The organism is Cupriavidus sp. 01L46 (assembly GCF_056399905.1).
The window spans coordinates 1-23301 of the sequence record NZ_JBFTSF010000082.1 but is presented as its reverse complement, the minus strand read 5'-3'; the positions used below and the strand labels follow the sequence as shown (position 1 = coordinate 23301).

General features: G+C 67.3%; 20 protein-coding genes. 1 reads left to right on the top strand and 19 read right to left on the bottom strand.

Annotated features, from left to right (window positions below; genetic code table 11):
- Positions 1-81: 81 nt before the first annotated feature.
- Entirely contained in the window at positions 82-1158 is a 1077-nt protein-coding gene (locus tag AC1DS3_RS16875; RefSeq protein WP_477127566.1) for a 3-ketosteroid-9-alpha-monooxygenase, oxygenase component, read from the bottom strand.
- 323 nt (positions 1159-1481) lie between these two features.
- On the opposite strand from AC1DS3_RS16875, the gene AC1DS3_RS16870 reads away from it, so the two are divergent.
- Entirely contained in the window at positions 1482-2612 is a 1131-nt protein-coding gene (locus tag AC1DS3_RS16870; protein ID WP_441638630.1) for a formylglycine-generating enzyme family protein, read from the top strand.
- A gap of 87 nt (positions 2613-2699) precedes the next feature.
- On the opposite strand, the gene AC1DS3_RS16865 is transcribed toward AC1DS3_RS16870, so the two are convergent.
- The 18 genes from AC1DS3_RS16865 to AC1DS3_RS16780 all read right to left on the bottom strand — a co-directional run bounded on the left by AC1DS3_RS16865 (position 2700) and on the right by AC1DS3_RS16780 (position 22845).
- Positions 2700-3941: an NADH:flavin oxidoreductase gene (locus AC1DS3_RS16865; RefSeq protein ID WP_477127565.1), complete on the bottom strand. Its 1242-nt coding sequence runs from the start codon at positions 3939-3941 to the stop codon at positions 2700-2702.
- 229 nt (positions 3942-4170) lie between these two features.
- Positions 4171-6633, bottom strand: coding sequence for an efflux RND transporter permease subunit (locus tag AC1DS3_RS16860; protein ID WP_477127564.1), 2463 nt, complete (start codon positions 6631-6633; stop codon positions 4171-4173).
- Between the two features lie 57 nt (positions 6634-6690).
- On the bottom strand, positions 6691-7671 hold the full coding sequence (locus AC1DS3_RS16855) for a WD40/YVTN/BNR-like repeat-containing protein (protein ID WP_441638624.1): 981 nt from the start codon (positions 7669-7671) through the stop codon (positions 6691-6693).
- Between the two features lie 72 nt (positions 7672-7743).
- A complete protein-coding gene (locus AC1DS3_RS16850) occupies positions 7744-8946 on the bottom strand; it encodes an acetyl-CoA C-acyltransferase (protein WP_477127563.1) in 1203 nt (400 codons plus the stop codon).
- A gap of 19 nt (positions 8947-8965) precedes the next feature.
- Positions 8966-9421 carry a MaoC family dehydratase gene (locus AC1DS3_RS16845; RefSeq protein ID WP_441638620.1) on the bottom strand — a complete coding sequence of 152 codons (456 nt, stop codon included), beginning with the start codon at positions 9419-9421 and terminating at the stop codon, positions 8966-8968.
- Between the two features lie 221 nt (positions 9422-9642).
- A complete protein-coding gene (locus AC1DS3_RS16840; RefSeq protein WP_441638742.1) occupies positions 9643-10461 on the bottom strand; it encodes an SDR family oxidoreductase in 819 nt (272 codons plus the stop codon).
- Between the two features lie 5 nt (positions 10462-10466).
- Positions 10467-11681 carry an acyl-CoA dehydrogenase family protein gene (locus tag AC1DS3_RS16835; protein ID WP_441638618.1) on the bottom strand — a complete coding sequence of 405 codons (1215 nt, stop codon included), beginning with the start codon at positions 11679-11681 and terminating at the stop codon, positions 10467-10469.
- Between the two features lie 35 nt (positions 11682-11716).
- Positions 11717-12913 (bottom strand): acyl-CoA dehydrogenase family protein, encoded by a 1197-nt coding sequence (locus tag AC1DS3_RS16830; protein ID WP_441638615.1) that lies wholly within the window; start codon positions 12911-12913, stop codon positions 11717-11719.
- Positions 12914-12927: 14 nt separating this feature from the next.
- Entirely contained in the window at positions 12928-13803 is an 876-nt protein-coding gene (locus tag AC1DS3_RS16825) for an SDR family oxidoreductase (RefSeq protein WP_441638613.1), read from the bottom strand.
- A gap of 50 nt (positions 13804-13853) precedes the next feature.
- On the bottom strand, positions 13854-15005 hold the full coding sequence (locus AC1DS3_RS16820; RefSeq protein WP_441638611.1) for an acetyl-CoA C-acetyltransferase: 1152 nt from the start codon (positions 15003-15005) through the stop codon (positions 13854-13856).
- A gap of 14 nt (positions 15006-15019) precedes the next feature.
- Entirely contained in the window at positions 15020-16129 is a 1110-nt protein-coding gene (locus AC1DS3_RS16815) for an acyl-CoA dehydrogenase family protein (protein ID WP_477127562.1), read from the bottom strand.
- Positions 16130-16181: 52 nt separating this feature from the next.
- On the bottom strand, positions 16182-17351 hold the full coding sequence (locus AC1DS3_RS16810; protein ID WP_477127561.1) for an acyl-CoA dehydrogenase family protein: 1170 nt from the start codon (positions 17349-17351) through the stop codon (positions 16182-16184).
- 9 nt (positions 17352-17360) lie between these two features.
- On the bottom strand, positions 17361-18179 hold the full coding sequence (locus AC1DS3_RS16805; protein WP_441638605.1) for an enoyl-CoA hydratase family protein: 819 nt from the start codon (positions 18177-18179) through the stop codon (positions 17361-17363).
- A 12-nt stretch (positions 18180-18191) separates the two neighbouring features.
- Positions 18192-19328 carry a nitronate monooxygenase gene (locus AC1DS3_RS16800; protein ID WP_441638603.1) on the bottom strand — a complete coding sequence of 379 codons (1137 nt, stop codon included), beginning with the start codon at positions 19326-19328 and terminating at the stop codon, positions 18192-18194.
- Positions 19325-20215: an enoyl-CoA hydratase gene (locus AC1DS3_RS16795; protein ID WP_441638601.1), complete on the bottom strand. Its 891-nt coding sequence runs from the start codon at positions 20213-20215 to the stop codon at positions 19325-19327. Before AC1DS3_RS16795 ends, AC1DS3_RS16800 begins: the two co-directional genes overlap by 4 nt.
- Before the next feature lie 8 nt (positions 20216-20223).
- Positions 20224-21027: a CoA-transferase subunit beta gene (locus AC1DS3_RS16790; protein ID WP_477127560.1), complete on the bottom strand. Its 804-nt coding sequence runs from the start codon at positions 21025-21027 to the stop codon at positions 20224-20226.
- A 26-nt stretch (positions 21028-21053) separates the two neighbouring features.
- The gene (locus AC1DS3_RS16785) at positions 21054-21944 is read right to left on the bottom strand and encodes a CoA transferase subunit A (RefSeq protein WP_477127559.1); all 891 of its coding nucleotides are present in this window, start codon (positions 21942-21944) and stop codon (positions 21054-21056) included.
- 4 nt (positions 21945-21948) lie between these two features.
- A complete protein-coding gene (locus AC1DS3_RS16780; protein ID WP_441638595.1) occupies positions 21949-22845 on the bottom strand; it encodes a VOC family protein in 897 nt (298 codons plus the stop codon).
- Positions 22846-23301 lie beyond the last annotated feature (456 nt).

The window sequence follows — 23301 nt, the reverse complement described above, 5'->3', positions numbered from 1 at the left end:
CCATATGCCTTGATGCAACGCCCGGCATCCGGAAATCCGCTACCGCCTCCGGGCCGGAGACGGTAGCGCCCCCCCTTCTGCCTACTCTTCAAATACATGATGCAGTTTTGGCGCATCAACTCCCGCTATATTCATCTCGATCACCTTGCGCCCGACACTGGCTGGCCGTACCTCCTCGGCGTCTACATAGAACTGGCTATACCAGTCCCGCATCTGGTAGATGGGCCCATCGCCCTCGCATAAAAGCGGATTGTCGGTGCGGATCTTGGAATCCCAGATTGCCACATCCTCGTAGAAGGCATTGCGCGCCTGTTCCACGTAGGCTTGCGCAATCGCCTCATTCTGCGCGTCGGAAAGGCCGGGGACCTTCTTTACCAAGACACCATAGCGCAGTTCGAAGCTGTGCATGTCGATGGGCACATGGCAGTTGAGCAGAATCGAATGGATCGGCTGACCCTCCATCTGGCCACGCATTTCCGTAATGTGGTACGCCGGACCGAAGTAGGTGGATAGCGCAGTCAGGCAATCTCCAGCGGAGAGTCGGGCGCTGCGGCCGACCAGCACCTGCGTGGCCTTGTGGCCCTCGAACAGATTGGCGAAGTAGTCGATCGGCGCCCCGTGCACGGTGTCGAAGTGAGCCATATCGGAAATATTATCGACCAATTCCCGGCAATTCGTCTGAATCACCATCTTGTCGATCGACCATGCCGACCATTGCTCCGAGAAGCATGCCTCGATGCGTGGGATCGCCACCTCAGGTGGGGGTGCTTTGCCCTGGGGATCGTGCCAGATGAAGAGCAGATTGTTCTGCTCACAAGTATCCYAGCTGCCAATGCGCGCCTTCGGAGGCACTCGCTTGCAGTAAGGAATCGACTTGCAGACGCCATCACCGCCCCACTGCCAACCATGGAAGGGGCACACCAACTGGTCGCCATGCACGGTACCTGTACTAAGGTCCGCGCCCATATGCGGGCAATAGCTGTCAATGATGCGAATGGTGCCGACGGAGTCGGCGAAAGCCGCAAGGCGTTGGCCGAAAATGTTCAGCGTGTGCGGCTTCCCGTCCCGGTAATCCGCGGCCGGCCCGAGGCAATGCCAGCCACGCGCATACCGCGATTCCAGCGGTCGGGATTCAATTTTGTAGCCTGGTGCAGGCATGTCTCCTCCTTTTGATTKGGCTCGTTCCACAATACATAGCCCAGGGCCGTGCTTCATCGTCTCTTCAGACTAGACAGCGAAGGACGCGCGCAGTGGCCGTGGCCGATCAAAGCGGGGTCCTGAGATGGCACACATAGATGCCGCAGTAGTCCGGGAAGACGATGCCAAGCAGCTGTATTATCACCACCATCGGATAGTCGGCGGCTCATCCTCTACCGTTTAAGGTGGACGACATCGCCGAGCCAGGYCGGGAATCAACACCGTGAATGCATCGTACGCCGCAAACAGATTGCGGGACGCTGCGACGAAAATTAGGAAATACCATGAAACGCCGAGCGCTTATCTCGGGATTACTGGCAACTGGAGTTGCCGGCGCGGCAGGGCTGCTGAGCGCGAAATACTTCAGGGATTCTTCCAAGACAAGCCAGTTCAAGGGACCCGTGATAGGCGATGGGGTGACAGGCCCCAAAGGCATGGTCTGGGTCCCAGGGGGGGCGTTCTTGATGGGCAGTTCATCCAAGCAGGCACTGCCCAGCGAAGGACCGGCTCACCGCGTTCAGGTCAGCGGGTTCTGGATGGACCGTTTCGATGTGACAAACGCCGATTTCAGGCGCTTCACTGAAGCCACCCGGTACGTCACAACAGCTGAGCGGAAACCAAGGTGGGAGGACATACGCCCGCAACTGCCGGCCGGCACGCCAGCGCCAGATCCCGGGACGCTTGTCCCCGGCAGCATGGTATTTGTCGGCACGAGCGAACCCGTTGAACTGGGCGATTGGTCGCGCTGGTGGAGGTATGTGCCTGGGGCTGATTGGCAGCATCCGCTCGGCCCCCAAAGCACGCTGGCCGATAAGGAAAATCATCCTGTGGTGCAGGTGTCATACGTTGATGCGCTGAACTACGCCCGTTGGGCTGGAAAGCGCCTGCCGACCGAAGTGCAGTGGGAGTTCGCCGCACGCGGCGGCCTCGAGCAAGCGGACTATGCCTGGGGAGACGAACTCACTCCCAATGGCAAGAAGATGGCCAATACGTGGGATGACCGGGCGCGTCAATTTCCGGTTGTCAGCCGCAATGAAAAGATCCAGGTTGGCACATTGCCGGTTGGCAACTTCGCGCCGAACGGCTATGGCATCTACGATATGGCCGGCAATGTCTGGCAATGGACGGCTGACTGGTATCGCTCCGACGCGTTCGCCATCGAGGCCCGTCAAGGACAGGTGTCCGATCCCCAAGGCCCCGTCGACTCCTATGACCCTGACGATGCAGGGGCTCCCGTCGACGCCCCCAAGCGCGTCATACGGGGTGGCTCCTTTTTGTGCAGCGAGACGTATTGCACCAGCTACCGGGTCAGCGCAAGGAGAGGATCAGACCCGTTTAGCGCCATGTCGCATCTTGGCTTCCGCACGATCGTGACCCAACAGGACTGGCTTGCCAGGAAATCAACTACCGGCTGACAGCGCGTCGGTCCGGGCGTGGCGTCAGGAAGCCGGGCGAAATCGGCCCGGCATCGGTGGTCGGAAGTCACGCAAATCTCAATCAGACTACCCGGCCGCCAGTATCGTGGTCAGCCTGGGATCGGCCGGTGGCCCGTAAATGCAGGAAACCCCGGCCGGATCATAGATCTTTGCAACGCAAGCATTACAGCTGTCGCATGCCGAACGTGTCACTGCGCCGGTTCGCCAGTGATCGGCCAGGGCCGGATCATGGATCAGCGCCCGCGCCAGGGCAACGCAGTCGAAGCCCTCGCCCAACAGTTGCCGCACATTGTCCAGCGACTTCACGCCGCCGATATAGGCCAGCGGCATCCGCACCGCCTGGCGGATCACCCGGGAGGCCTCGAGGAAATACAGTTCACGGAACTTCAGCTCGCGCGGGGTACGCTTCTCCAGAATCGAGATGCCGAACCTGGCCAGCGCGTGCGGCGCCGTGGCTTTCATCTGCGCCGTCGGCATCGCACTGCCAAACAGGACCCACGGGCTTTCGACATTACGTCCGCCACTCAGCGTCAGCAGGTCAGCCCCCTCCCTTTCCAGGATGCGCGCCGTGATGGCGGAATCCGCCGCCACGTTGCCGCCGGGCACACCGTCAACCACACTCAATTTGCAGCACACCKCCAGTTCCGCCCCGACGGCGTCCTTGACGTGGCGCAGCACCATCGCCGGGAAGCGCGTGCGGTTTTCCACGTCACCGCCAAAACGGTCGCGCCGCCGGTTGCTGAGCGGAGACAGGAACTGATTGAGCAAATAGCCGTGCCCCATGTGGATCTCGACAGCGTCGAAACCCGCCTCCCGCGCAAGGCGCGCAGCATCGGCGAACTGCGTGGCAACCCGGAACATATCGCTCTCGCGCATGGCGCGCTGGAAATACACGCCATACATCATGCCGAAGGCATTCGGGCCAGCCGATGCGGTCAGCGGCGCACGGCTCCCGCCATGCCGCATCATCGTAAACGAGCCGGCATGCGTAATCTGCAGGCAAGCCGCAGCGCCCTCTTGATGCACTGCGTCGGTCAGCACCCGCAGATGCGGTATGGCCTCGCGGGTCAGGACGAGCTGATGCGAGAAGGTCAGCCCCTCCTGCGCGACGGCGGCATACGCGACCACCGTCATGCCGATACCACCGGCAGCGATATCCCGGTGATGCTTGACCAGCGCCTGTGTCGGCAATCCTTGCGGTGTCATGCCCTCGTTCGCACCTGCCTTGATCAGGCGGTTGCGCAACGCAAGGGGGCCGATCCGGAGCGTTGAGAACGGCGATCCATCAGTGGGGGGCTGCTGCGACATCTTATTCTCCTTCCTGCGCGATTCTATGTCGCGCCTGGCATGCCACGCCCTGCCTCATGCGGCAGGGCAGCCGGCTACTATCGTTTGATGACTGTCCCACGGCCCGGCCCGGCCATCCGCGGGACGCTATGTCGAATCGCGAGGAATGCGCTATGCATTGTAATGCGTCCGGCGCGTTCGATTTTTTGCAAAGTCCCTGGGGGATGATGGATCTGGCCGACGCGGCGGTTCAGGCCACGTCCGACTTGAGCGGTCGCCCTTCGCCACCGACCATGTTGCCCACGCGGGCGTCCGCGCCGCGGGCTTTGTTGCCGGCCAGCCGGCGTTCCTCCTCTTCCACGCTCAGCCAGCTCGCCAGCGCCGGCAACAGGAAGACGGYGCCGAACAGGTTGACCATAAACATGAAGGCCAGCAGGATGCCCATGTCCGCCTGGAACTTGAGCGCCGCGAAGGCCCACGTACCCACCCCGATGCACATCGTCATGGCGGTGAACAAGGCGGCGTTGCCACGCTGGCGCATGGCCTCGGCGAACGCCTGCGGCAGGCTCTGCCCCTCATGGCGCAGCTGGTGCTGCATGCGCTCATAGAGATAGATGCCGTAGTCCACGCCAACCCCTACGCCCAACGTGATCACCGGCAGCGTCGAGACCTTCAGGCCGATCCCAAGCCGCGACATCAGCGCGCTGCAAAGGACGGACACCAGCGTCAGCGGCACGATGATGCACAGCACGGCCCGCCAGGAACGGAAGGTCAGCAGGCACAGCAGCGTGATGGCGCCAAAGATCGCCAGCAGCATGGTTACCTCGGCTTCGTCCACCGCTTCGTTGGTGGCTGCCATCACGCCGATATTGCCGCCGGCGAGGCGGAACGCCACGTTCGGCGTCTTGTCCGCGGCAATAAGGTGCTGAATCTCCTTGACGATATGGGCAATGGTGGCGCCTTCGTGATTGGCTGTGTAGATCAGCACCTGGATGGCCTGGCAGTTCGCGGTGTTCATGCCATTCTCCGGATCGAAGGCTTTGGCGCCCTGGGTCAGGCCATCGCTATTGCGCGGCAGCGCCTCCCAGCGCGGATTGCCTTCGTTGAAGGCGCCGATCATCACCTTGGCAAGCGACGGCACGCTCACCACCGATTGCACATCCGCCACACCGCGCAGGTTCATCTCGAAGCGCTCCACCGCGCTCATCACCGGATAGTGCAGGCAGGCGTCGTCAAAGCCTTTGGGTTCCACCACCACCGTGAGCACGTCCACGCCGATGTTGTACTGGCCGACGATCTGCGCGTTATCGCGGTTATAGCGCGAGTCGGCGCGCAGTTCCGGGGCACCGTTGCCGATATCGCCGACCCTTAGTCCCCGTGACTGCACCGCACCGAACGCCAACAGCGCCAGCGACACGCCGAACACCACCAGTGCCGGCCCCGGGCGGGCAAAGCGGCCGAACCGGTTCCAGAAAGTGCCATGCCGCCCGGCACGCGCCCTGGCGGCCGCCACCACGCGCGGCTCCAGGCGCGTGTATGACAGCAGCAGCGGCAGGAACACCTTGTTGGTGACGATCATCAGCAATACGCCGAGGCATGCGGTAATGCCCAGCTCACGCACGATCTCGATCTCGATGCGCATGATGACCATGAAACCCAGTGCATTGGTCAGCAAGGCCACCGTGCCGGGGATGAACAGCTTGCAAAAGGCCGCGCGCGCGCTCTCGACCGGGTCATTGCCCAACACAACTTCCTGTTTCCAGGCATTGGTCATCTGCACCGCATGCGAGACGCCGATGGAAAAGATCAGGAACGGCACCAGAATGGACATTGGGTCGATGCCGTAGCCCAGCAGCGGCAGCAAGCCGAGCAGCCAGCCCACCGGCAGCAGCGCCACCACCAGCGCCAGCACGGTAATGCTCAGCGAACGCGTGTAGAAGAACAGCATCAGCGCCGTCACCGCAAAGGCCAGCGCGAAGAACACCATGACCCCGGCAATGCCGTCTTCCACATCGCCGACAAGCTTGGCGAAGCCGATAATGCTCACTTCCACATCCGTGCCGCCCAGGCCGGTGCGGATTTGCTCCAACTGGCGTGCCACCTTGCCATAGTCGAGCGCCTTGCCCGTAACGGGATCCACATCGCTCAGATCGGCGCGGATCAGCGCGGACTTCAGGTCATTGCTTACCAGCCGGCCGATCTGGCCTGAGCGAGCCGCGTTGCGGCGTACCTGGTCGAGCTGCTCCGGGGTACCGGAGTATCGGCCCGGTACCACCACATCCCCCCGGAATCCCACCTCGGTCACCTCGGTGTAGCGCACATTCGGGGTAAACAGCGAGAACACATGTGAGCGGCGCACGCCTGGAATGAAGAACACATCGTCGGTAGCACGACGCAGCTTGTCCATGAAGGCCGGGTTGTAGATATCGCCTTCGCCCTTCCAGCGCAAGCTGATCAGCACGGTATTGGCCCCGGAGAACGTGCCGGCATACTTGGTGAACACCTGCATATAGGGATGCTGCAGCGGGATCATCTTGTTGAATCCCGGATCGAGCCGCAAGCGCGTGGCGGACATGCCCATCGCCACGGTCATCGCCAAGCACAGCACCAGCAACAGGCGGCGGCGCCGGATCAACAGGTCCGCGCAATGCGCGACGAAGCGGCTCAGGCGGGAGGTGGTGGCCCGGGGGCCGGGGAGTTCGGGGCGGGTCATGGCGTTCTCGCTTCTATGCAATGCGGTGAGGTGCTGAGAGCTGCGGCAGGAGGAAGATCAGGGCGCGGCATGCGGGGCCAGGTTGAAGCGGGCAATCCCCGCGTTGCCGGCCAGCGTCAGGGCATTCCCCCTTGTGGCAGGAATGAGCGCAGCCAGCGTCTGCGCGCTGCCGCCCGCCACCGGCTTGAAATGGCGCCCGCCGTCCGCCGAGACGGCCAGCATGCCGCCCTGGCCGGCCACCGCGATGCGGCCGTCGGCCAGTTGCACGCCACCGAAGAACGAGGTCTTGAGCCCCACCTCGGCAGCCTCCCAGCTCGCGCCGAAGTCGGCGCTGCGCAGCACGTTGCCGCGCATGCCATAGACCAGCCAGGCGCCGTCGCGCAGCGGCAGCACGCCATAGAGCGAGCCCTCGTAGGGCATCTTGACCGCTTCCCAGGTGCTGCCGCCATCGGCGGAGCGCAGCACCAGGCCGCTCTCGCCTACCAGCATCAGGCGGCCCTGATGATCACCGGCAATGCCGTTCAGGTGCTTGTCCTGCATCAGCGGCGTGGCTGCGGACTGCCAGTGCCCGCCCTGGTCGTGMGACACCAGGAAGCGCCCGAAGCTGCCGATGGCGAACCACGGGCCGGTCGCCTGGCCCCAGACCCCCAACAGGGGGTCCGACTGCGCCGCATCGAAGGCCACCTGTTGCCAATGCTCACCGCCGTCGGTGGTGCGCAGGATCCAGCCGCTGTGGCCGACCGCCACGCCGACCTTGTCGTCCTTGCCGCCGGCAAAGACAAGCTGCGTGAGCGCGGCGCCGTGCTCCGGCATCACGCTGGCGAGCCGCCAGTGCGCCCCTTCGTCGTCGCTGAGCAATATCGTGCCGCGCTCGCCGACCGCCACCAGGCGGTTGCCGGACCGGGCGATGCCATTGAGCTGCAGCCGATCCGCCCGCAGCACGGTGGCGGCGAAGGCAGGCAAGGGCCGCGGCGAGAAGGACCATGCCGCGGCAGCCAATACCGTCAGCGACATGGCGATGCCAATCACTTTTTTCATTGTCGTCTCCTCCGTGCCGGGGGGCATGGCCGGCCTTGTGCTGGCCGTTCGCACTGCCACCGGCAATGGCCGCTACAGCACGTCGAACAGCGCGGCAGCGCCCATGCCGCCGCCGATGCACATTGTCACCACCGCATGCGCGGCGCCGCGCCGGCGCGCTTCGAGCAAGGCGTGCGCGGTCATGCGCGCGCCTGACATGCCGAAGGGATGGCCGATCGCGATGGCGCCGCCATTGACGTTCAGGCGCGCGTCCGGAATGCCCAGCATGTCCCGGCAGTACAGCACCTGGCAGGCAAAGGCTTCATTCAGTTCCCACAGGCCAACGTCCTTGACCGTCAGACCGTGGCGCGCCAGCAGCCTGGGCACGGCGAACACCGGGCCGATGCCCATCTCGTCCGCCGCGCAGCCGGCCACGGCCATGCCGCGATAGCGGCCCAGCGGGCGCAAGCCGCGGCGCTCGGCCTGCTCGCGGCTCATCAGCAGCACGGCGGCGGCACCGTCCGACAGTTGCGAGGCATTGCCCGCGGTGATGTGGAGCCCTTGCGGCACCGCGCGCCCGCCGCTCCATACCGGCTTGAGCGCGGCCAGGCTGTCGGCGCTGGTATCGGGCCGATTGCATTCGTCCTGCGCGAGGCGCACGGTTTCGTGCCCGGCGAGTGCGCCCGTCTTGTCGAACAGCGCGCGGCGCGTCTCCAGTGGCACGATCTCGTCGTCGAACAAGCCCTGCCGCTGCGCCTCCRCGGTGCGCTGCTGGCTGCGCAGCGCGTAGTCATCCTGCGCCGCCCGGGCAATGCCATAGCGTTGCGCCACCACTTCGGCGGTCTCGATCATTGCCATATAGGCGTCCGGCTGCCGGGCCAGCACCGCCTCGGATTGCGCGCGATAGGCGTTCTTGTGCTTGTTCTGCGTCAGCGAGATCGACTCGGCGCCGCCGGCCACCACGATGTCGGCCTCGCCGCAGATGATGCTTTTCGCGGCCGTGGCGATGGTCATCAGCCCCGACGAACACATGCGGTCCATGGTCATGCCCGGCACGCTGTCTGGCAGGCCCGCCGCCACCGCGCACAACCGGCCCAGGTTGTAGCCCTGCGTGCCCTGCTGCGCTGCGGCGCCGATCAGTACATCGTCGACCTCGGCCGGGTCGATCCCCGCCCGCTCGACCACGGCGCGCACCACGTGCCCGCCCAGCGCCGGCGCCTCGGTATCGTTGAAGGCGCCGCGGAATGCCTTACCGATGGGCGTACGCGCCACGGCGACAATGACTGCTTCTCTCATGCTGCTTTCCTTGGAAGGATCAAAAGCAATAGCGGCTGATGGTGTCGGCCACGCAAGCGGGCTTATCCTCGCCCTCGATTTCCACGCTGACGCGCACCACCGACTGCACACCGCCGGGCAGCGCCTGCGCACGCACCAGCTCGCCCACGCCGCGCAGGCGCTTGCCGACCCGCACCGGCGCCGGGAAGCGCACCTTGTCGCAGCCGTAGTTGACACCCCAGCGCAGGTTTTCGACCGTCAGGATCTCCGGCAGGAACTGGTTGACCAGCGACAGGGTGAGATAGCCGTGCGCAATGCAGGCGCCAAAGGGGCCTTGCGCAGCGCGCTCGGGATCCACATGCAGCCATTGGTGGTCGCCCGTGGCCTCGGCGAAGCCGTCGATGCGCTCCTGCGTGATGACGGTCCAGGCGCTGTGGCCCAGGTGCTCGCCGACGGCGCTCATCAGCGCCTCGGCGGAATTGAATATTCGTGTCATGGCTCTCCTTGCCTCGCTTCTTGCCTGTTGCGGGGTTCCTGCTCCGCACCGGCCACTGGTTATCTCCCGTGCCAGTCGCCGATCTCCATCGCCGGTTTGCTCCCCTCTCCCCAACCCTCTCCCCATGAGGGGAGAGGGAGCGACAGCCGTCGTCATGCCAGACGGCTTTGGCGCATCCTGCCGGCTTCGGCTAATGCCTCTGGTTTTCTCCCCAACCGCCGCTACGCCCGCTGACTGCTGACAGGCAACACTTCGCCCGTCATATACGACGCATAGTCGCTAGCCAGGAACACCATCACATTCGCCACCTCCCACACCTCGGCCGCCCGCCCGAACGCCTCGCGCGAGGCCAGGTCCCGCAGCAGGTCCGCCGGCGCTGATTTCCGCAGGAAATCGTGCAAGGCGATACTCGGCGCCACCGCATTGATGCGCACGCCAAACTCCGCAGCCTCCACCGCGCTGCAGCGTGTCAGCGCCATCACGCCAGCCTTGGCTGCGGCATAGTGGGCCTGCTCCTTCTGCGCCCGCCAGCCCAGCACCGAAGCGTTGTTGACGATGACCCCGCGCCGGCGCGCCTGCATATGCGGCAGCATGGCCCGCGTCATGCGGAAGGTGCCGGTAAGCGTAATGTCGAGCACCCGCGACCATTCGGCATCGTCCATCTCGACTATGCGGCGCGACCCGCCCAGCCCGGCGTTGTTGATCAGCACATCGGTGCCGCCCAGGGCCTCCTCGGCCACCGCCACCAGGGACCGCACCTGGGCCTGGTCGGAGACGTCGCAAAGCTGGCCATGGATCGCCTGCAAGCCGGTCTCGGCGCGCAGGGTTGCCACTGCCTCGCTGAGCCGCTTCTCGTGGATGTCGGAGATCATCAGCGCGCGGCAGCCCTCCTCCGCGCAGCGGCGGGCGGCGGCAAAACCGATGCCCGCGCCGGCGGCGGCGGTGATCAGCACGCTCTTGCCGGCCAGCAGCTGGTGGCCCGCCACATAGGCCGGCGGGGGGAGCGGGGTGCCGGCCGCGGCCGGTTGCTTGTCTGCCATTTCAGTCATGACTGTCCTCTGGCCTCGCGGGGCATGCACAGCCCGCGCTCGGCGATGATGTTGAGCTGGATTTCGTTGGTACCGGCGTAGATGGTGTCGGCGCGCGAGAACAGCGCCATTTGCTGCAGGCGCGTGCGGCGCACGTCCGCTTCGTCGATCCGGTTGGCGTCGGGGCCGAGCACGTCGAGCGCGAGCTGGCCCAGGTCGCGATGCCAGTTCGACCAGTAGTACTTGTAGATCAGGGTCTCGCGCTGCAGCGCCGCGCTGGCATCGCCGGCACCGCCCTCGCCGCCTTCCAGCATGCGCAGCGCGTTGTAGCGCATCACCCGCAGGCCGGCCCAGGCGCGCGCCATGCGCTGGCGCAGCGGCGCGTCCTGCCAGGCGCCGTTCGCGCGCGCGGCCTCGGTGATCCAGCCCAGCTCGTGGGTGAACTGCATTTGCTGGCCCAGGGTGGAGATGCCGCGCTCGAAGCCCAGCAGCGCCATGGCGATGCGCCAGCCGTCGCCCGGCGCGCCCAGCACATCGCCGGCGGCGGCGCGCGCGCCATCGAAGAACACCTCGTTGAACTCCACGCCGCCACCCATCTGGCGGATCGGGCGGATCTCCACACCCGGCTGCGCCAGCGGCATCAGCAGGAAGACCAGGCCCTTGTTGCCGCGCGACGCCGGATCGCAGCGCGCCAGCACGAAGATCCAGTCCGACTCGTGGGCCAGCGAGGTCCACACCTTCTGCCCGCTCACGCGCCAGTCCCCGGTGACCGGATCGCGCTCGGCGCGGGTGCGCACATTGGCGAGATCCGAGCCAGCGCCCGGCTCCGAGTAGCCCTGGCACCAGAACTCGGTGCCGTTGCGGATGCCTGGCAGGAAGCGGGCCTTCTGCGCCTCGCTGCCGAAGGCGATCAGCGTGGGACCGATCAGCCCTTCGCCAATATGGCCCATGCGGCCGGGGCCGCCGGCACGCGCGTACTCCTCCTGGAAGATCACCTGCGACATCACCGGCAAGCCGCGCCCGCCGTGCGCCTGCGGCCAGCCCACGCAGGTCCAGCCGCCTTCGGCCAGGCGGCGCTCCCAGGCTTTGCGCAGCCCGGGATGTGCCTCTTCGTCGCCGGGCCCGCCGCGATGCCTCAGGCAGTCGAATTCGCCGCGCAGGTTGGCGGACATCCAGTCCGCCACCTCCGCGCGAAGTTGCGCTTCCCCGGCGAAGGCATTTTGGTTTTCCATCGAATCCATGCTTATCCTTGCGCTGCTGATATGGCTCATGCGGCCAACAGGCCGTCGGCGATCCGGGCGAGCGCGGCGGCAGCGCCCCCCAGCCAGCTGCCGGCGGCTTGCGCGCGCTTGAAATAGAGCTGGGGGTCGTACTCCCAGGTAAAACCCACGCCGCCGTGCAACTGGATGGCCTCCTGGGCACAGAAGCCGAAGGCGTCGCCGGCGGCAACGCGCGCCGCGGCAACATCGAGCCTGGCTGCGTCGATCCTGCCGCCTGCCGCGGCTGCCTGCCAGGCGCGCGCGGCGCCGTGCACCGCGGAGCGCGCCGCCTCCACCGCCACCATCATCTGCGCGCAGCGGTGCTTGACGGCCTGGAAGGAAGCGATCGTCCGGCCAAACTGGATGCGCTCGGCGGCATAGGCCACGGTGAGGTCAAGGCATTGCTGGGCGCCGCCGAGCTGCTCGGCGGCGAGCATCAGGCTGCCGTGCCACATGGCGGCGCCCACGCCCACCGCTACCCCGGCGCCTTGCGCCAGGCAAGCCTTRGCCTCCACGCGCAGCCCGTCGAAGACGAGATCGGCCAGCGGGCGGGTACGGTCCAGCACGTCCAGCTGGCGCAGCCCGAAGCCTGGCTGGCCTGCCAGCGCTGCCGTTTGCAGCAAGAACAGCGCCGGCTGCCCTGCCGCGTCGCCGGACAGGCGCGCGGGCACCAGCAGCCAGTCCGCGCCGACGGCGTCGAACACCTGCGCAACCTGCCCGTCCAGCACGAAGCCGTCCCCAGCCGAGGCGGCAGTGACGGTCAGCGCATCGGCATCGAGCACGCCTTGCGCGCCGGGCGCCATCCAGGCAGGCAAGGCGAGCGCGGCCCGTGCCTCGCCCTGCGCCAGCCGCGCCAGCCACGGCGCGGCGGCCTCTGGCGCAAGGCTGCCCGCCAGCGCCGGGGCCGCCAGGCAGATGGCCGACCAGTACGGCACGCAGGCCAGCCGCTGGCCCATCTGCTCCATCAGCAGCGCCAGCTCGACGGCGCCCAGCCCGGCGCCACCGGCCGCCTCCGGCAAGGCGATGCCGCACCAGCCCAGCTCGCCGGCCATTTCCCGCCAGAGGGCGGTGTCATGGCCGTCCCGCGCCGCGCCCGCAACCGCATCCACCACCCGCCGGACCGCCGCCGAATCGCTGCGCACGGCCAGGAAATCGCGCGCGGTGTCGCGGATCATTTGTTGTTCCAGGGAGAGCGTGAAGCGCATCGTCCGTCCTCGCCTCAGGCGCCGTAGACGCGTTGCGCGGGCTCGGCGCGGGCGAGCAGCGCGTCGATCGCGCCCCCCAGCTCGGCCGCTTGCCAGCGCGCGCCCTTGTCGGCGCTCACGCCGGTTCGCCAGCCGTCCGCCACCGCCACCATGCCGCCCGCCGCCTCGAACACGCGGCCGGTGACATGGCGCGAGGCCGGGCTGCCGAGCCAGACCACCAGCGGCGCGATATTGGCCGGGTCGTAGTAGTCGAAGCCTTCGGCCGGCGCTTTCATCATCTCCGCAAATACGCCTTCGGTCATGCCGGTGCGGGCCGCCGGCGCGAGCGCATTGGCGGTGATGTCATAGCGCTCCAGTTCCGCGGCCTGCACCAGGGTCAGCGCGGCAATGCCGGCCTTGGCGGCGGCGTAGTTGGACTGGCCCACCGAGCCTTGCAGCCCCGCGCCGGAGCTGGTGTTGACGATGCGCGCATCGACCGGCCGCCCGGCCTTGGCCGCGTCGCGCCAGCGCCGGGCCAGCAGGTTGGCCAGGCAGAAGTGGCCGCGCAGGTGCACGCGCATCACATCGTCCCAGTCCGCCTCGCTCAGGCTGACGAACATGCGGTCGCGGCAGATGCCGGCGTTGTTGACCAGCACGTGCACCTCGCCGAAGGCCGCCAGCGCGGCATCGACGATGCGCTGGGCCGTGGCCAGTTGCGTGATGTCGTCGTCGCTGGCGAGCGCCTGCCCACCTTGCGCGCGGATCTGCACGCATACCGCCTCGGCCGCCTCGCGGCGAATATCGTTGACCACCACGCTGGCGCCTTCGGCGGCGAAGGCCAGCGCGTAGGCGCGCCCCAGGCCGCCGCCAGCGCCGGTGATGATGACGGTCCGTCCGTCGCAGATTCCCATGTCGCTACTCCCCTTATCCGTTACTTGCGCCAATGCCCCGGGAACCCGGCTCACAGGCGCTCGATGATGGTGACGTTGGCCAGGCCGCCGCCCTCGCACATGGTCTGCAGGCCGTAGCGGCCGCCCGTGCGCTCCAGTTCGTGCAGCAGCGTGGTCATCAGCCGCGCGCCGGTAGCGCCCAGCGGATGCCCCAGCGCGATGGCGCCGCCGTTAGGGTTGGTGCGCTCGGCCGGGTAGCCGGTCTCGGCCAGCCAGGCCATCGCCACCGAGGCGAACGCCTCATTGATCTCCACCACGTCGATGTCTTCCCAGCGCAGGCCGCTGCGCGCAAGCGCGCGTTTCGTGGCGGGAATGGGCGCAGTCAGCATCCACAGCGGGTCGTCGCCCATCACGCTCATATGGGCGATACGCGCGCGCGGCGTCAGCCCGTAGCGCTTGAGCGCGTCTTCGGAGACCACCAGCAATGCCGCCGCCGCGTCCGCGGTCTGGCTGGACACGGCGGCGGTCAGTGCACTACCGGGCATCAGCGGTTCGAGCGATGCCATCTTGGCGAGCGTGGTATCGGGCCGTGGCGTTTCGTCGTGGACTACACCTTCGCAAGACACGATCTCGCGCTGGAAGCGGCCGCTCTCGATGGCCATGGCAGCGCGCTGGTGGCTTTGCAGCGCATAGACTTCCATCGCCTCGCGCGACAGCTTCCAGTGCTCGGCAATCCGCTGCGCGGCGTGGAACTGCGACACCGGCTGATCACCGAAGCGGGCCTGCCAGCCCCTGCTGCCGGAGAACGGATCGGAAAAGCCAAGCGCCTGCCCGGCCAGCATGGCCGACGAGATCGGGATCTGCGTCATGGTCTGCACGCCGCCGGCGACGACCACGTCCTGGTTGCCGCTCATCACCGCCTGCGCGGCGAAGTGCACGGCCTGTTGCGACGACCCGCACTGGCGATCCACGGTCACGCCGGGCACCGTAAGCGGCAACCCGGCGGCCAGCCAGGCGCTGCGGGCGATATTGCCGGCCAGCGGCCCGATGGTGTCGACGCAGCCGAACACCACGTCGTCGTACTCCGCGGCCGGGATGGCGTTGCGGCCCACCAGCTCGGCCAGCACGAAGCCGCCAAGGTCGGCCCCGTGCATATGCGCCAGGCCACCCTTGCGGCGTCCGGTCGGGGTGCGCAGCGCGTCGACGATATATGCGTCTCTCATGGTCATTCCGCCTGTCAAAGTGTTGATGCCAAGTTGGCTGTGGTGGCAAAGGTGGCAAAGGTGGCACCGGCGCCGATCGGCACGGCCCCCCCGAGGATGTGCGCGTCCACGCGCGCCTTGTGGAAGGCCCGGTCGCCCCAGCTATCGGCCAAGGCCCAGGCGCGCTTCATGAAGATCTGCAGGTCCAGCTCCCAGGTGTAGCCCATGGCGCCGTGCACCTGCATGGTGTGGCGTGCCGCGAGCAGCGCTGCGCGCGTGGCGGCCAGCAGCGCGTGCGACGTATGCAGCCCTGCGGTGCCATGGCCTTGCGCCAGCGTGCAGGCCGCGCGGTACACCACCGGCTTGGCGAATTCGTGCTGGATGGCGACATCCGCCAGCAGGTGCTTGAGCGCCTGGTTGGCGCCGATGGCCTTGCCGAACTGCTTGCGCTGGATGCTGTAGTCGATGGCGATATCCAGCATGCGCTGCGTCAGGCCGAGCATCTGCGCGGCGACGCCGAGCGCCCCGCGGTTGAACGCGGCTTCCCACACGGGCTTCGCGGCCGTCGCGGGCAACAGCAGGCTGCCGTCGTCCGGCGCCCAGCTGAGCGCGAAGAGCCGGCGTGAAGGATCAAGGCTCGTGTGCGCGGCGAGTGTCGCCTGCGCCGGCAGCACCAGGTGCAGCGCGCCGCTGTGCTCGCAGAGGATGGCGTCGGCGACATGGGCGTCGGCCACCATGGCTTGTCCCGGATGCGCCACCGCCACGCRCGCGCTGCCGTCCGCGATGCGGCGCAGCCAGCTTTCGCAGCGTTCGCGGATGCTTGCGTCCTGCGTGGCGGCGTGGCAGTCCGACAGCATGCCGGCCGCCACCAGCGCGGTGTCCAGCAACGGCTCGGCGAGGGCGAAGTAGCCGCACTCCTGCGCCAGCGGCGCCCATTCGGTTTCCGACAGGCCCAGGCCGCCGCAAGCCTCCGGCACCAGCACGGCCGTCAGGCCCTGCCCGGCCAGCCGCTGCCAAAGCGCATCGGAGCGGCCGCTTGCGCTGCTCCATTGTTCCCGCGCCAGTTCCGGCGTCATTTCGATCATCAGGAAGCGCCTGATCGAATCGACGAACTGTTGCTGCTCTTCGTTAAATGCGAATTCCATCGTGGTTCACGGTTGGGTCGGGGACGATGCCGGACGGTCTGCCGCCGCGCGCTCAGGCGCGCGGCATCCCCAGCATGCGTTCGGCGACGATGTTGCGCTGGATCTCATTGGTGCCCGCGTAGATCGGTCCGGCCTGCGCGAACAGGAAGCCGTCCAGCCAGGCACCGAGCGTGCCTTGCACCGCGTCTTGCGCGGGCACCAGCTCGCCCCGCTGGCCGAGGATCGCCAGCKCGGTTTCGTGCATGCGGATATCCAGCTCGGACCAGAACACCTTGTTGGTGCTGGACTCCGCGCCGATCTGTCCGCCCTTGACCAGCCTGCTGGCGGTGGCGTAGGTGGATAGCGCATAGGCTTCGGCATCCATCCAGGCGCGCGTGACCGCTTCGCGCAATGAAGGATCGCGGTCGGCCTGCTCCCGATTCTCGAGATAGAGTTGCACCAGCGCCCGCGCGGTCTCCTGGAAGCGCGCCGGCGAGCGCAGCATCAGGCCGCGCTCGAAACCGGCCGTCGCCATCGCCACGTGCCAGCCCGCGCCCTCCGCCGCCAAGCGGTTCTCCGCCGGCACCCGCACATCGTCGAAAAAGATCTCGGCAAAGCCGGTCAGGCCATTGAGCTGGCGGATGGGCCGCACCGTGATGCCCGGCGTATCCAGCGGCATCAGCAGGAAGGTCAGGCCGTGGTGGCGCGACGAGCCGGGATCAGTGCGGAACAGGCCGAACAGCCAGTCGGCCCAGACCGCGCGAGTCGACCAGATCTTCTGCCCGTTGAGCACGTACTCGTCGCCCTGCCGGATGGCGGTGCAGCGGATCGCGGCCATGTCGGAGCCCGCGTTCGGCTCCGACCAGCCCTGCGCCCATACGTGCTCGCCGGCGGCCATGCGCGGCAGGAAACGCGCCTTCTGCTCCGGCGTGCCGAACTCCATCAAGGTCGGCCCGAGCAGGAAGATGCCGTTCTGGTTGACGCGCATCGGCGCGCCAGCCCGCCAGTACTCCTCCTCGAAGATCAGCCATTCGATCAGGTCGCAGCCGCGTCCGCCCAGTTCCTTGGGCCAGGTGACCATGCTCCAGCGCCCCTCGTACAGGGTGCGCTCCCAGTCGCGATGCTGCGCGAAGCCTTCGGCGGTGTCGAAGCTGGCCAGCGGTGCGCGCGGCGCGCGCTCGGCCAGCCAGGCACGGATCTCGGCGCGGAGGGCCTGCTGGCGTTCGGTGTATTCGAGATGCATCTGGCAACCTCAGGCGTTGACGGTGGGAGCCTGCGCCGCGAAGCGCGCCTCGCGCCCTTCCACGAAGGCGGCACGCGCCTCGTCGGAATCCGCGCTCATATAGGCTTGCAGCGTGAAGCCCTGCTCCCAGCGGTACTTGTCCTCGAGGTTGCCATCCTCCACGCCGTTGAGCGCCTCCTTGGCCAGGCGCACCATGGCCGGGCTCTTCTGCGCGATCCGCCGCGCCATCTCCAGTGCGGTATCGCGCAACGCCGTGCGCGGCACCACCCGCTCCACCGCGCCCAGGCGGTAGGCTTCGGCGGCGTCGATCATGTCGCCGGTGAAATACATCGCCCGCACTTTCTGCACGCCAAACATGCGCTGCAGGTGAGCACCGCCACCCATGGCGCCACGGTCGATCTCCGGCACGCCGAAGCGCGCGCACTCGGCGGCAATCAGGATGTCGGCCGCCCCACAGATACCGATGCCGCCGCCGAGCACGAAGCCATGCACCGCCGCGATAACAGGCTTTGGATTGCAGTGGACCGCGCGGAAGGTGGCATAGTTGCCGGCATTGACCTCCACGATGCGCTGCGGGTGGGCCGCCAGCTCCTTGATGTCGACCCCTGCGCAGAAGCCGCGCCCCTCGCCGCGCAGCACGATCACGCGCACGGCGTCATCCCTGCCGAGCCGCTCGATGGCCGCCGCCAGCGCATGCCAGCCCGCGCTGTCCAGCGCGTTTACCGGCGGATGGGCGATGGCCAGTTCCGCCACGCCGTCCCGCACCTCGATGTGGAAGGGCTGGGTACCGTCCTGCGCTACAGGCTCGCTTGATTTCGTCGTTGTCATGAACGTCTGCCTTCAATGGATGGCTTGGATGGGGGTGCGGTGGTCCGGCCTTGCGCTGGCCGGCTCGGCCAGATTGCCTTCCGGCGCCTGCCCCGCCAGGGCGGCCAGGCGCGCCTGGGCCTGCGCGGCGATGCGGGCAACGATCTGCTCGCAGGATTCAATGGCGCCAATGGCCGCCGCGGCCTGTCCGCTCGGCAGCACGCCTTCGTCGGGATGGCCCTCTACCATGGCGCGCTGGATCAGCACTGGCGCGTTGGCCGCCATCAGCGTTTGCGCCGTGGTGTAGTCATGCTGGCGCAGCGCTCGCCAGCCAACCGCCAGCATCTGCGCGAGCCCCATGCCGCTGTGCCGGCGCCACTGGCGGGCGGTGGCCAGCGCCATCAGCGTGCGGCGCAGCGGTCCGGCCTGCTCCAGCGCCAGCAGCAGGCGGTTGTCGATCATCCGCTGCGGCAAGCCGTCGATGGCAAGCGAAACGCGGATCTGCGCCGCGTCCCGGACGGCCACGTAGCGCGCCAGCGTCTGCGCCGGCACCGGCGACTCGCTGGACATCAGGAAGCGCGTGCCCATGGCGATGCCCGCCGCGCCGTAGGCCAGCGCCGCCGCCAGCCCACGGCCGTCGAAAAAGCCGCCCGCAGCCACCACCGGCACCGCCACCTTGTCCAGCACTTGCGGCAGCAGCAGCGTGGTGGGCGTGCCACCCGTATGCCCGCCGCCCTCGCCGCCCTGGACGGTCACCACGTCGGCGCCCAGCTCCACGGCCTTGGCGGCGTGCTTGGCCGCGCCCACGGTCGGCATGCACACCACGCCAGCGGCCTTGAGCCGGCCGATCATCGCCGCATCCGGCCCGCGCCCGTAGCTGACCGCGCGCAGCCGGTGGCGGATGGCCATCTCGACCACTTCGTCGGCGTTGGGCTGGAACATATGGAAGTTGATGCCGAAGGGCTGGCCGGTGAGCGCCTTCACCCGCAGGATCTCTTGCTCGACTTCGCCCGGCTCGATGGTGGCGCCGGCCAGGAAGCCGAAGGCCCCGGCACTGCTGGTGGCGGCCACCAGGCGGGCATCGGCCACCCAGCCCATCGCGGTCTGCACGATCGGGTAGCGGCAACCCAGCAAGTCGCACAGCACGGTATGCAAGGGCGCGCCGCTCATGCCGCCTTCTCCTCGCCGGTGCGTTGCGATGCCGCCATGGCGCGTGCGTCGAAGCCGCCCAGCTTGTCGCCGCTGACCAGTTCGTTGTGCGCGTGGGCGAAGTGGTGCCAGGCAAAGGCGGCATCCATGGCCGCGCGCTTGCCCTGCAGTTCTTCAACGTAATTGATGGCCTGCTTGGTGAGGCTCAAGCCCAGCCGCGGCATCTGCGCGATCTTGGCTGCCATGCCCTGCACGGTGGCATCCAGCGCCTCGCGCGGGACCACGCGATTGACCATGCCCATCTGGTAAGCGCGCTGGGCATCCATGCGCTCGCCCATGAAGAGAAATTCCTTGGCGATGCGCGGATTTAGCTCGTAGGCGTGAGCGAAATACTCCACACCCGGAATGCCCATGCGCACCACCGGATCGGCGAAGAAGGCGTCGTCCGACGCCACGATCAGGTCGCACACCCAGGCCAGCATCAGGCCGCCGGCAATGCAGGCACCGTGCACCATGGCGATGGTCGGCTTGGGCAGGTCGCGCCAGCGCCGGCACATGCCGAGGTAGACCTCCTGCTCACGGGTGTAAAGCATCTCGCCGCCCGGCTTGCCCACATGGTCGGGCCAAAGCGAAACGCGGTCGAATGACTCGCCGATGTCGCGCCCCGGCGTGCCGATATCGTGCCCGGCCGAGAAATGCTTGCCGGCGCCGCGCAGGATCACGACCTTGACCGCATCGTCGGCAGCCGCGCGCCGGAACGCCTCGTCCAACGCGTAGGTCATCTTAGAGTTCTGCGCGTTGTGGTACTGCGGCCGGTTCATGGTGACGGTGGCCACGCCGTCGGCCGCCTCAAAGAGCACCTCGGCGTTGGGGCCCAGCCCGAGGGATTCGGTGGCTTGCGATGACATGGTGTTCCTCACGCGGTGCGAACGGCCGGGTTTTCGCGCACGATGGTGGCGCGCAGGTTGTGCGGATCGAGCCGGACGATGACGGCCAACTCCTCCGCGGTGGGCGCCGCGGTCTGCGGCAGTATTTCGCCGGAAGCGTTGGCCAGTGCGAAGCCTGTGGCCGCCCGCAMCTGCTCCAGGCTCACGCCGGGATGCAGCGAGCGCACGCGGACGGCGTGATCGGGACCGGTGAAGTCCATCACGCACAGGTCGGTCACGATCACCCGCAGGTCGACAAAGCTGCGCATGCCTTCGATCTGGCGCGCCGGGTTATAGCCCACGCTGCACACCATATCGACCTCGCCGGCGACAAAGGCGCGCGGGCTGTGCGCCGGCACAAAGAAGGAGTTGGCATGGTGGATGCTGTTGCCGGGAAAGCCGCGTGCGCCGAGCAACTGCTTCTTTGGTTGCGCATGGGTGCCGCCGAGCATGGAGATGTTGGCCTGGCCGAAGCGGTCGATCTGGGTGGGCATCACCAGCGCATGCCGGCGCCCGCCCCACAGGCAGTCGAATACGCGCGCGTAGCCCATCCAGCCGCTGGCGCGCACCTTGAAGCCCGGCTCGCGGCGCCCCAGCGGCACCGGCTCTTCCACCAGGTAGGCTTCGCCGTCGGTCAGCATCAGGCCAGGGTTGTGCAGCAACCGGGCCAGCCCGGCCGCGATGCGCGGGCCGGTGCCGATGCCGGTGGCCATGACCTCGCCGTCGTCGCGCCAGGCGCGGGCAGCGGCGGCGATCATCAGTTCGGCGAGAGTGAATTGTTGAGTGGCGCTCACGATGGCTCCTTCTCCTTGTGACGGGTTCAAAGGACCGGCAACGGCAGGTCCAGCACGTGGCCCATGCCACCGATCTTGTCCAGGTAGCCGGCTTCGGTGGCGCCGATCACGTCCTTGCGGTAGGTGGCGAAGCCCGCCTCCTGCTCGGCGCTGGCGCAGTAGGCCTTCAACTGCGGCAGGTCAAAGCCATAGGCAGGCCCGCAGGAAGTGGGATGCGCGCCGCCCGGCGCGTGCACCACGCCGCTCACAAGCGCGCGCTCGAAGGGGTTGTTGCGCGCCCGCGCGAGGTCTTCGTCCTCCAGGCGGTCGTGCAGGACCTCGCAGCTCACATAGCACTGGCCCGCCGCCCGCGCGAACCATTCGTCGAAGAAGGGATCAGGGCCGTCGATACGGGTGTTGYCCAGCACATCGCTCTCGTTGACGTGCAGCAGCGCGGCGTCCAGCGGGATGGCCGGCATCGCCAGCAGCACCTCGCCATCGGCGTAGGGCGAGCGGACGGTCCTGAGGAGGGGGTTGCAAGCCAGCACGTCGGTCCCGAGCCCGGCGCGCGTCGGCAGGAACGGCAGGCGCGCGGCAGCGGCGCGCAGGCCGAGCTGCAACATCCCCTCGTCGAGTTCCCATACGTCGATTTCCCCGCGCTCGCGGGCCGCGCGGAAATGCGGCTCCAGCGGGATCACGTCGAGCGAGACGAAGCCGAACACCACCTTGCGCACCTTGCCGGCAGCGCACAGCATGCCGACTTCCGGGCCGCCGTAGGCCACCACGGTGAGATCCTTCAGCGGTGAGCGCAGGATTTCCCGCACCAGCGCCATCGGCTTGCGGCGTGGGCCCCAGCCGCCGATGCCGATGGTCATGCCATCGGCGAGGCGGCCGACCACTTCGGCCGCGGTCATGGTCTTGTCCAGAGTCTTGAGCATAGTTCTAGCGATATCCGATGCTGAAATCGTGGCCCCACAGGCTGACCCGGGTGGCCTCGTAGGCGGCGTGCTGGCTCCAGTCGACCACCAGCCCGCCATAGCCGTACTCGAGGTCGAAGCCGCCGGGCGTCTTCATGTAGAAGGAAACAACGCGATCGTTGCAGTGCTGGCCCAGCGTGGCTGAGAGCGCCACGCCGTGCTGCTGCGCGCGGTCTAGCGCGCGGCCCACCTCGGTCATGTCCTGCACCTCGGCCATCACATGGATGCAGCCGCTGGGCGCGGGCGCCTCGAAGATGGCCAGGCTGTGGTGCCGCCCGTTGCCGCAATGCAGGAAGTGGATGCGCTTCTCCGGCTCCGCCGGATCCGTGGTGAAGCGCGCACGGAAGATATCCGACAGGCCGAAACCCATCACGTCGCGCAGGAAGGCATAGGTTTCGTCAAAGGCCGGAGCCGGCAGCACCGAGTGCCCCGCGCCCAGCGGATCGGTGACGAAGCGCGACACGCCGATGGGTGAGACAAAGCGCAGGAAATCCGAACGCATGCCCCAGAAGATCTCGTGCCGGTTGCCGGAAGGATCGGCGAACCAGGCCATGGCCCCCGCGCGCCGCTGGATGCGCTCGGTCTCGCTGGCATACGTGACCTCCACGTTGGCTGCCCGCAACGTGGCGAGCGCGTGGTTGAAGGCCGCCTCGCCGGCCAGCTCCCAGCCCGATGCCAGGTAGCGGTCCTGCTTGCCGGGCACGATCAGGTAGCGGTAGTCGCGCTCGTCCATCTTGAGGTAGAGCGCGCCATGGGGCGCGTTGGTGCACGCCATGCCGAGCACTTGCTCGCCGTAGTGGCGCCAGCGTTCGGTGTCGGTGGACTCGACCACGATATAGCCGAGCGCTCGGATGTCCATCATGCTGCCTCCTCGCTGTTCTTGGAATTCATTTGCTGCCGGGTTGGGTGCGGCAGGTTTGTGAAGCCATTGTTCAGCGGAAGCGGGATGTGAACATCGTCTGTTGGGACTAGCCAGGTGGGATTGATTTGCGGTCACTAGCCCCGCTGACGCGGGGGACGCTTTTTTGGGCGGGGTTTTTCTGCTTCTAGCTGCTGTCGCAGGCAAGTGTGGGTGGGCGGTGTTTTAGCGCTTCTAGCTGCTGGCGCGGCTGTACGGGGTTGGCCGTTTTAGAACGTGTGAGATGTCACTTCTCTTTACTCGTAAAGAGAAGATGGTATGAACGCGCCCCGTCCCCGCAGTGGAGCGCGAGGTGGCGAGACGGTAGTGTGGGTCAGGCAGAAAAGAGTCTGATGAGAGGGGGGGGCCTCCRGACCGAACGGCATCGCAATGTGCCAGAGTGGAAGATGTCACCACCAC

Coding starts and splice junctions, on each gene's coding strand:
- AC1DS3_RS16870 (WP_441638630.1), top strand. CDS start 1,482: ATGAAACGCCGAGCGCTTATCTCGGGATTACTGGCAACTGGAGTTGCC.
- AC1DS3_RS16845 (WP_441638620.1), bottom strand. CDS start 9,421: ATGACACGAATATTCAATTCCGCCGAGGCGCTGATGAGCGCCGTCGGC.
- AC1DS3_RS16840 (WP_441638742.1), bottom strand. CDS start 10,461: ATGGCAGACAAGCAACCGGCCGCGGCCGGCACCCCGCTCCCCCCGCCG.
- AC1DS3_RS16835 (WP_441638618.1), bottom strand. CDS start 11,681: ATGGAAAACCAAAATGCCTTCGCCGGGGAAGCGCAACTTCGCGCGGAG.
- AC1DS3_RS16825 (WP_441638613.1), bottom strand. CDS start 13,803: ATGGGAATCTGCGACGGACGGACCGTCATCATCACCGGCGCTGGCGGC.
- AC1DS3_RS16820 (WP_441638611.1), bottom strand. CDS start 15,005: ATGAGAGACGCATATATCGTCGACGCGCTGCGCACCCCGACCGGACGC.
- AC1DS3_RS16805 (WP_441638605.1), bottom strand. CDS start 18,179: ATGACAACGACGAAATCAAGCGAGCCTGTAGCGCAGGACGGTACCCAG.
- AC1DS3_RS16800 (WP_441638603.1), bottom strand. CDS start 19,328: ATGAGCGGCGCGCCCTTGCATACCGTGCTGTGCGACTTGCTGGGTTGC.
- AC1DS3_RS16795 (WP_441638601.1), bottom strand. CDS start 20,215: ATGTCATCGCAAGCCACCGAATCCCTCGGGCTGGGCCCCAACGCCGAG.
- AC1DS3_RS16780 (WP_441638595.1), bottom strand. CDS start 22,845: ATGATGGACATCCGAGCGCTCGGCTATATCGTGGTCGAGTCCACCGAC.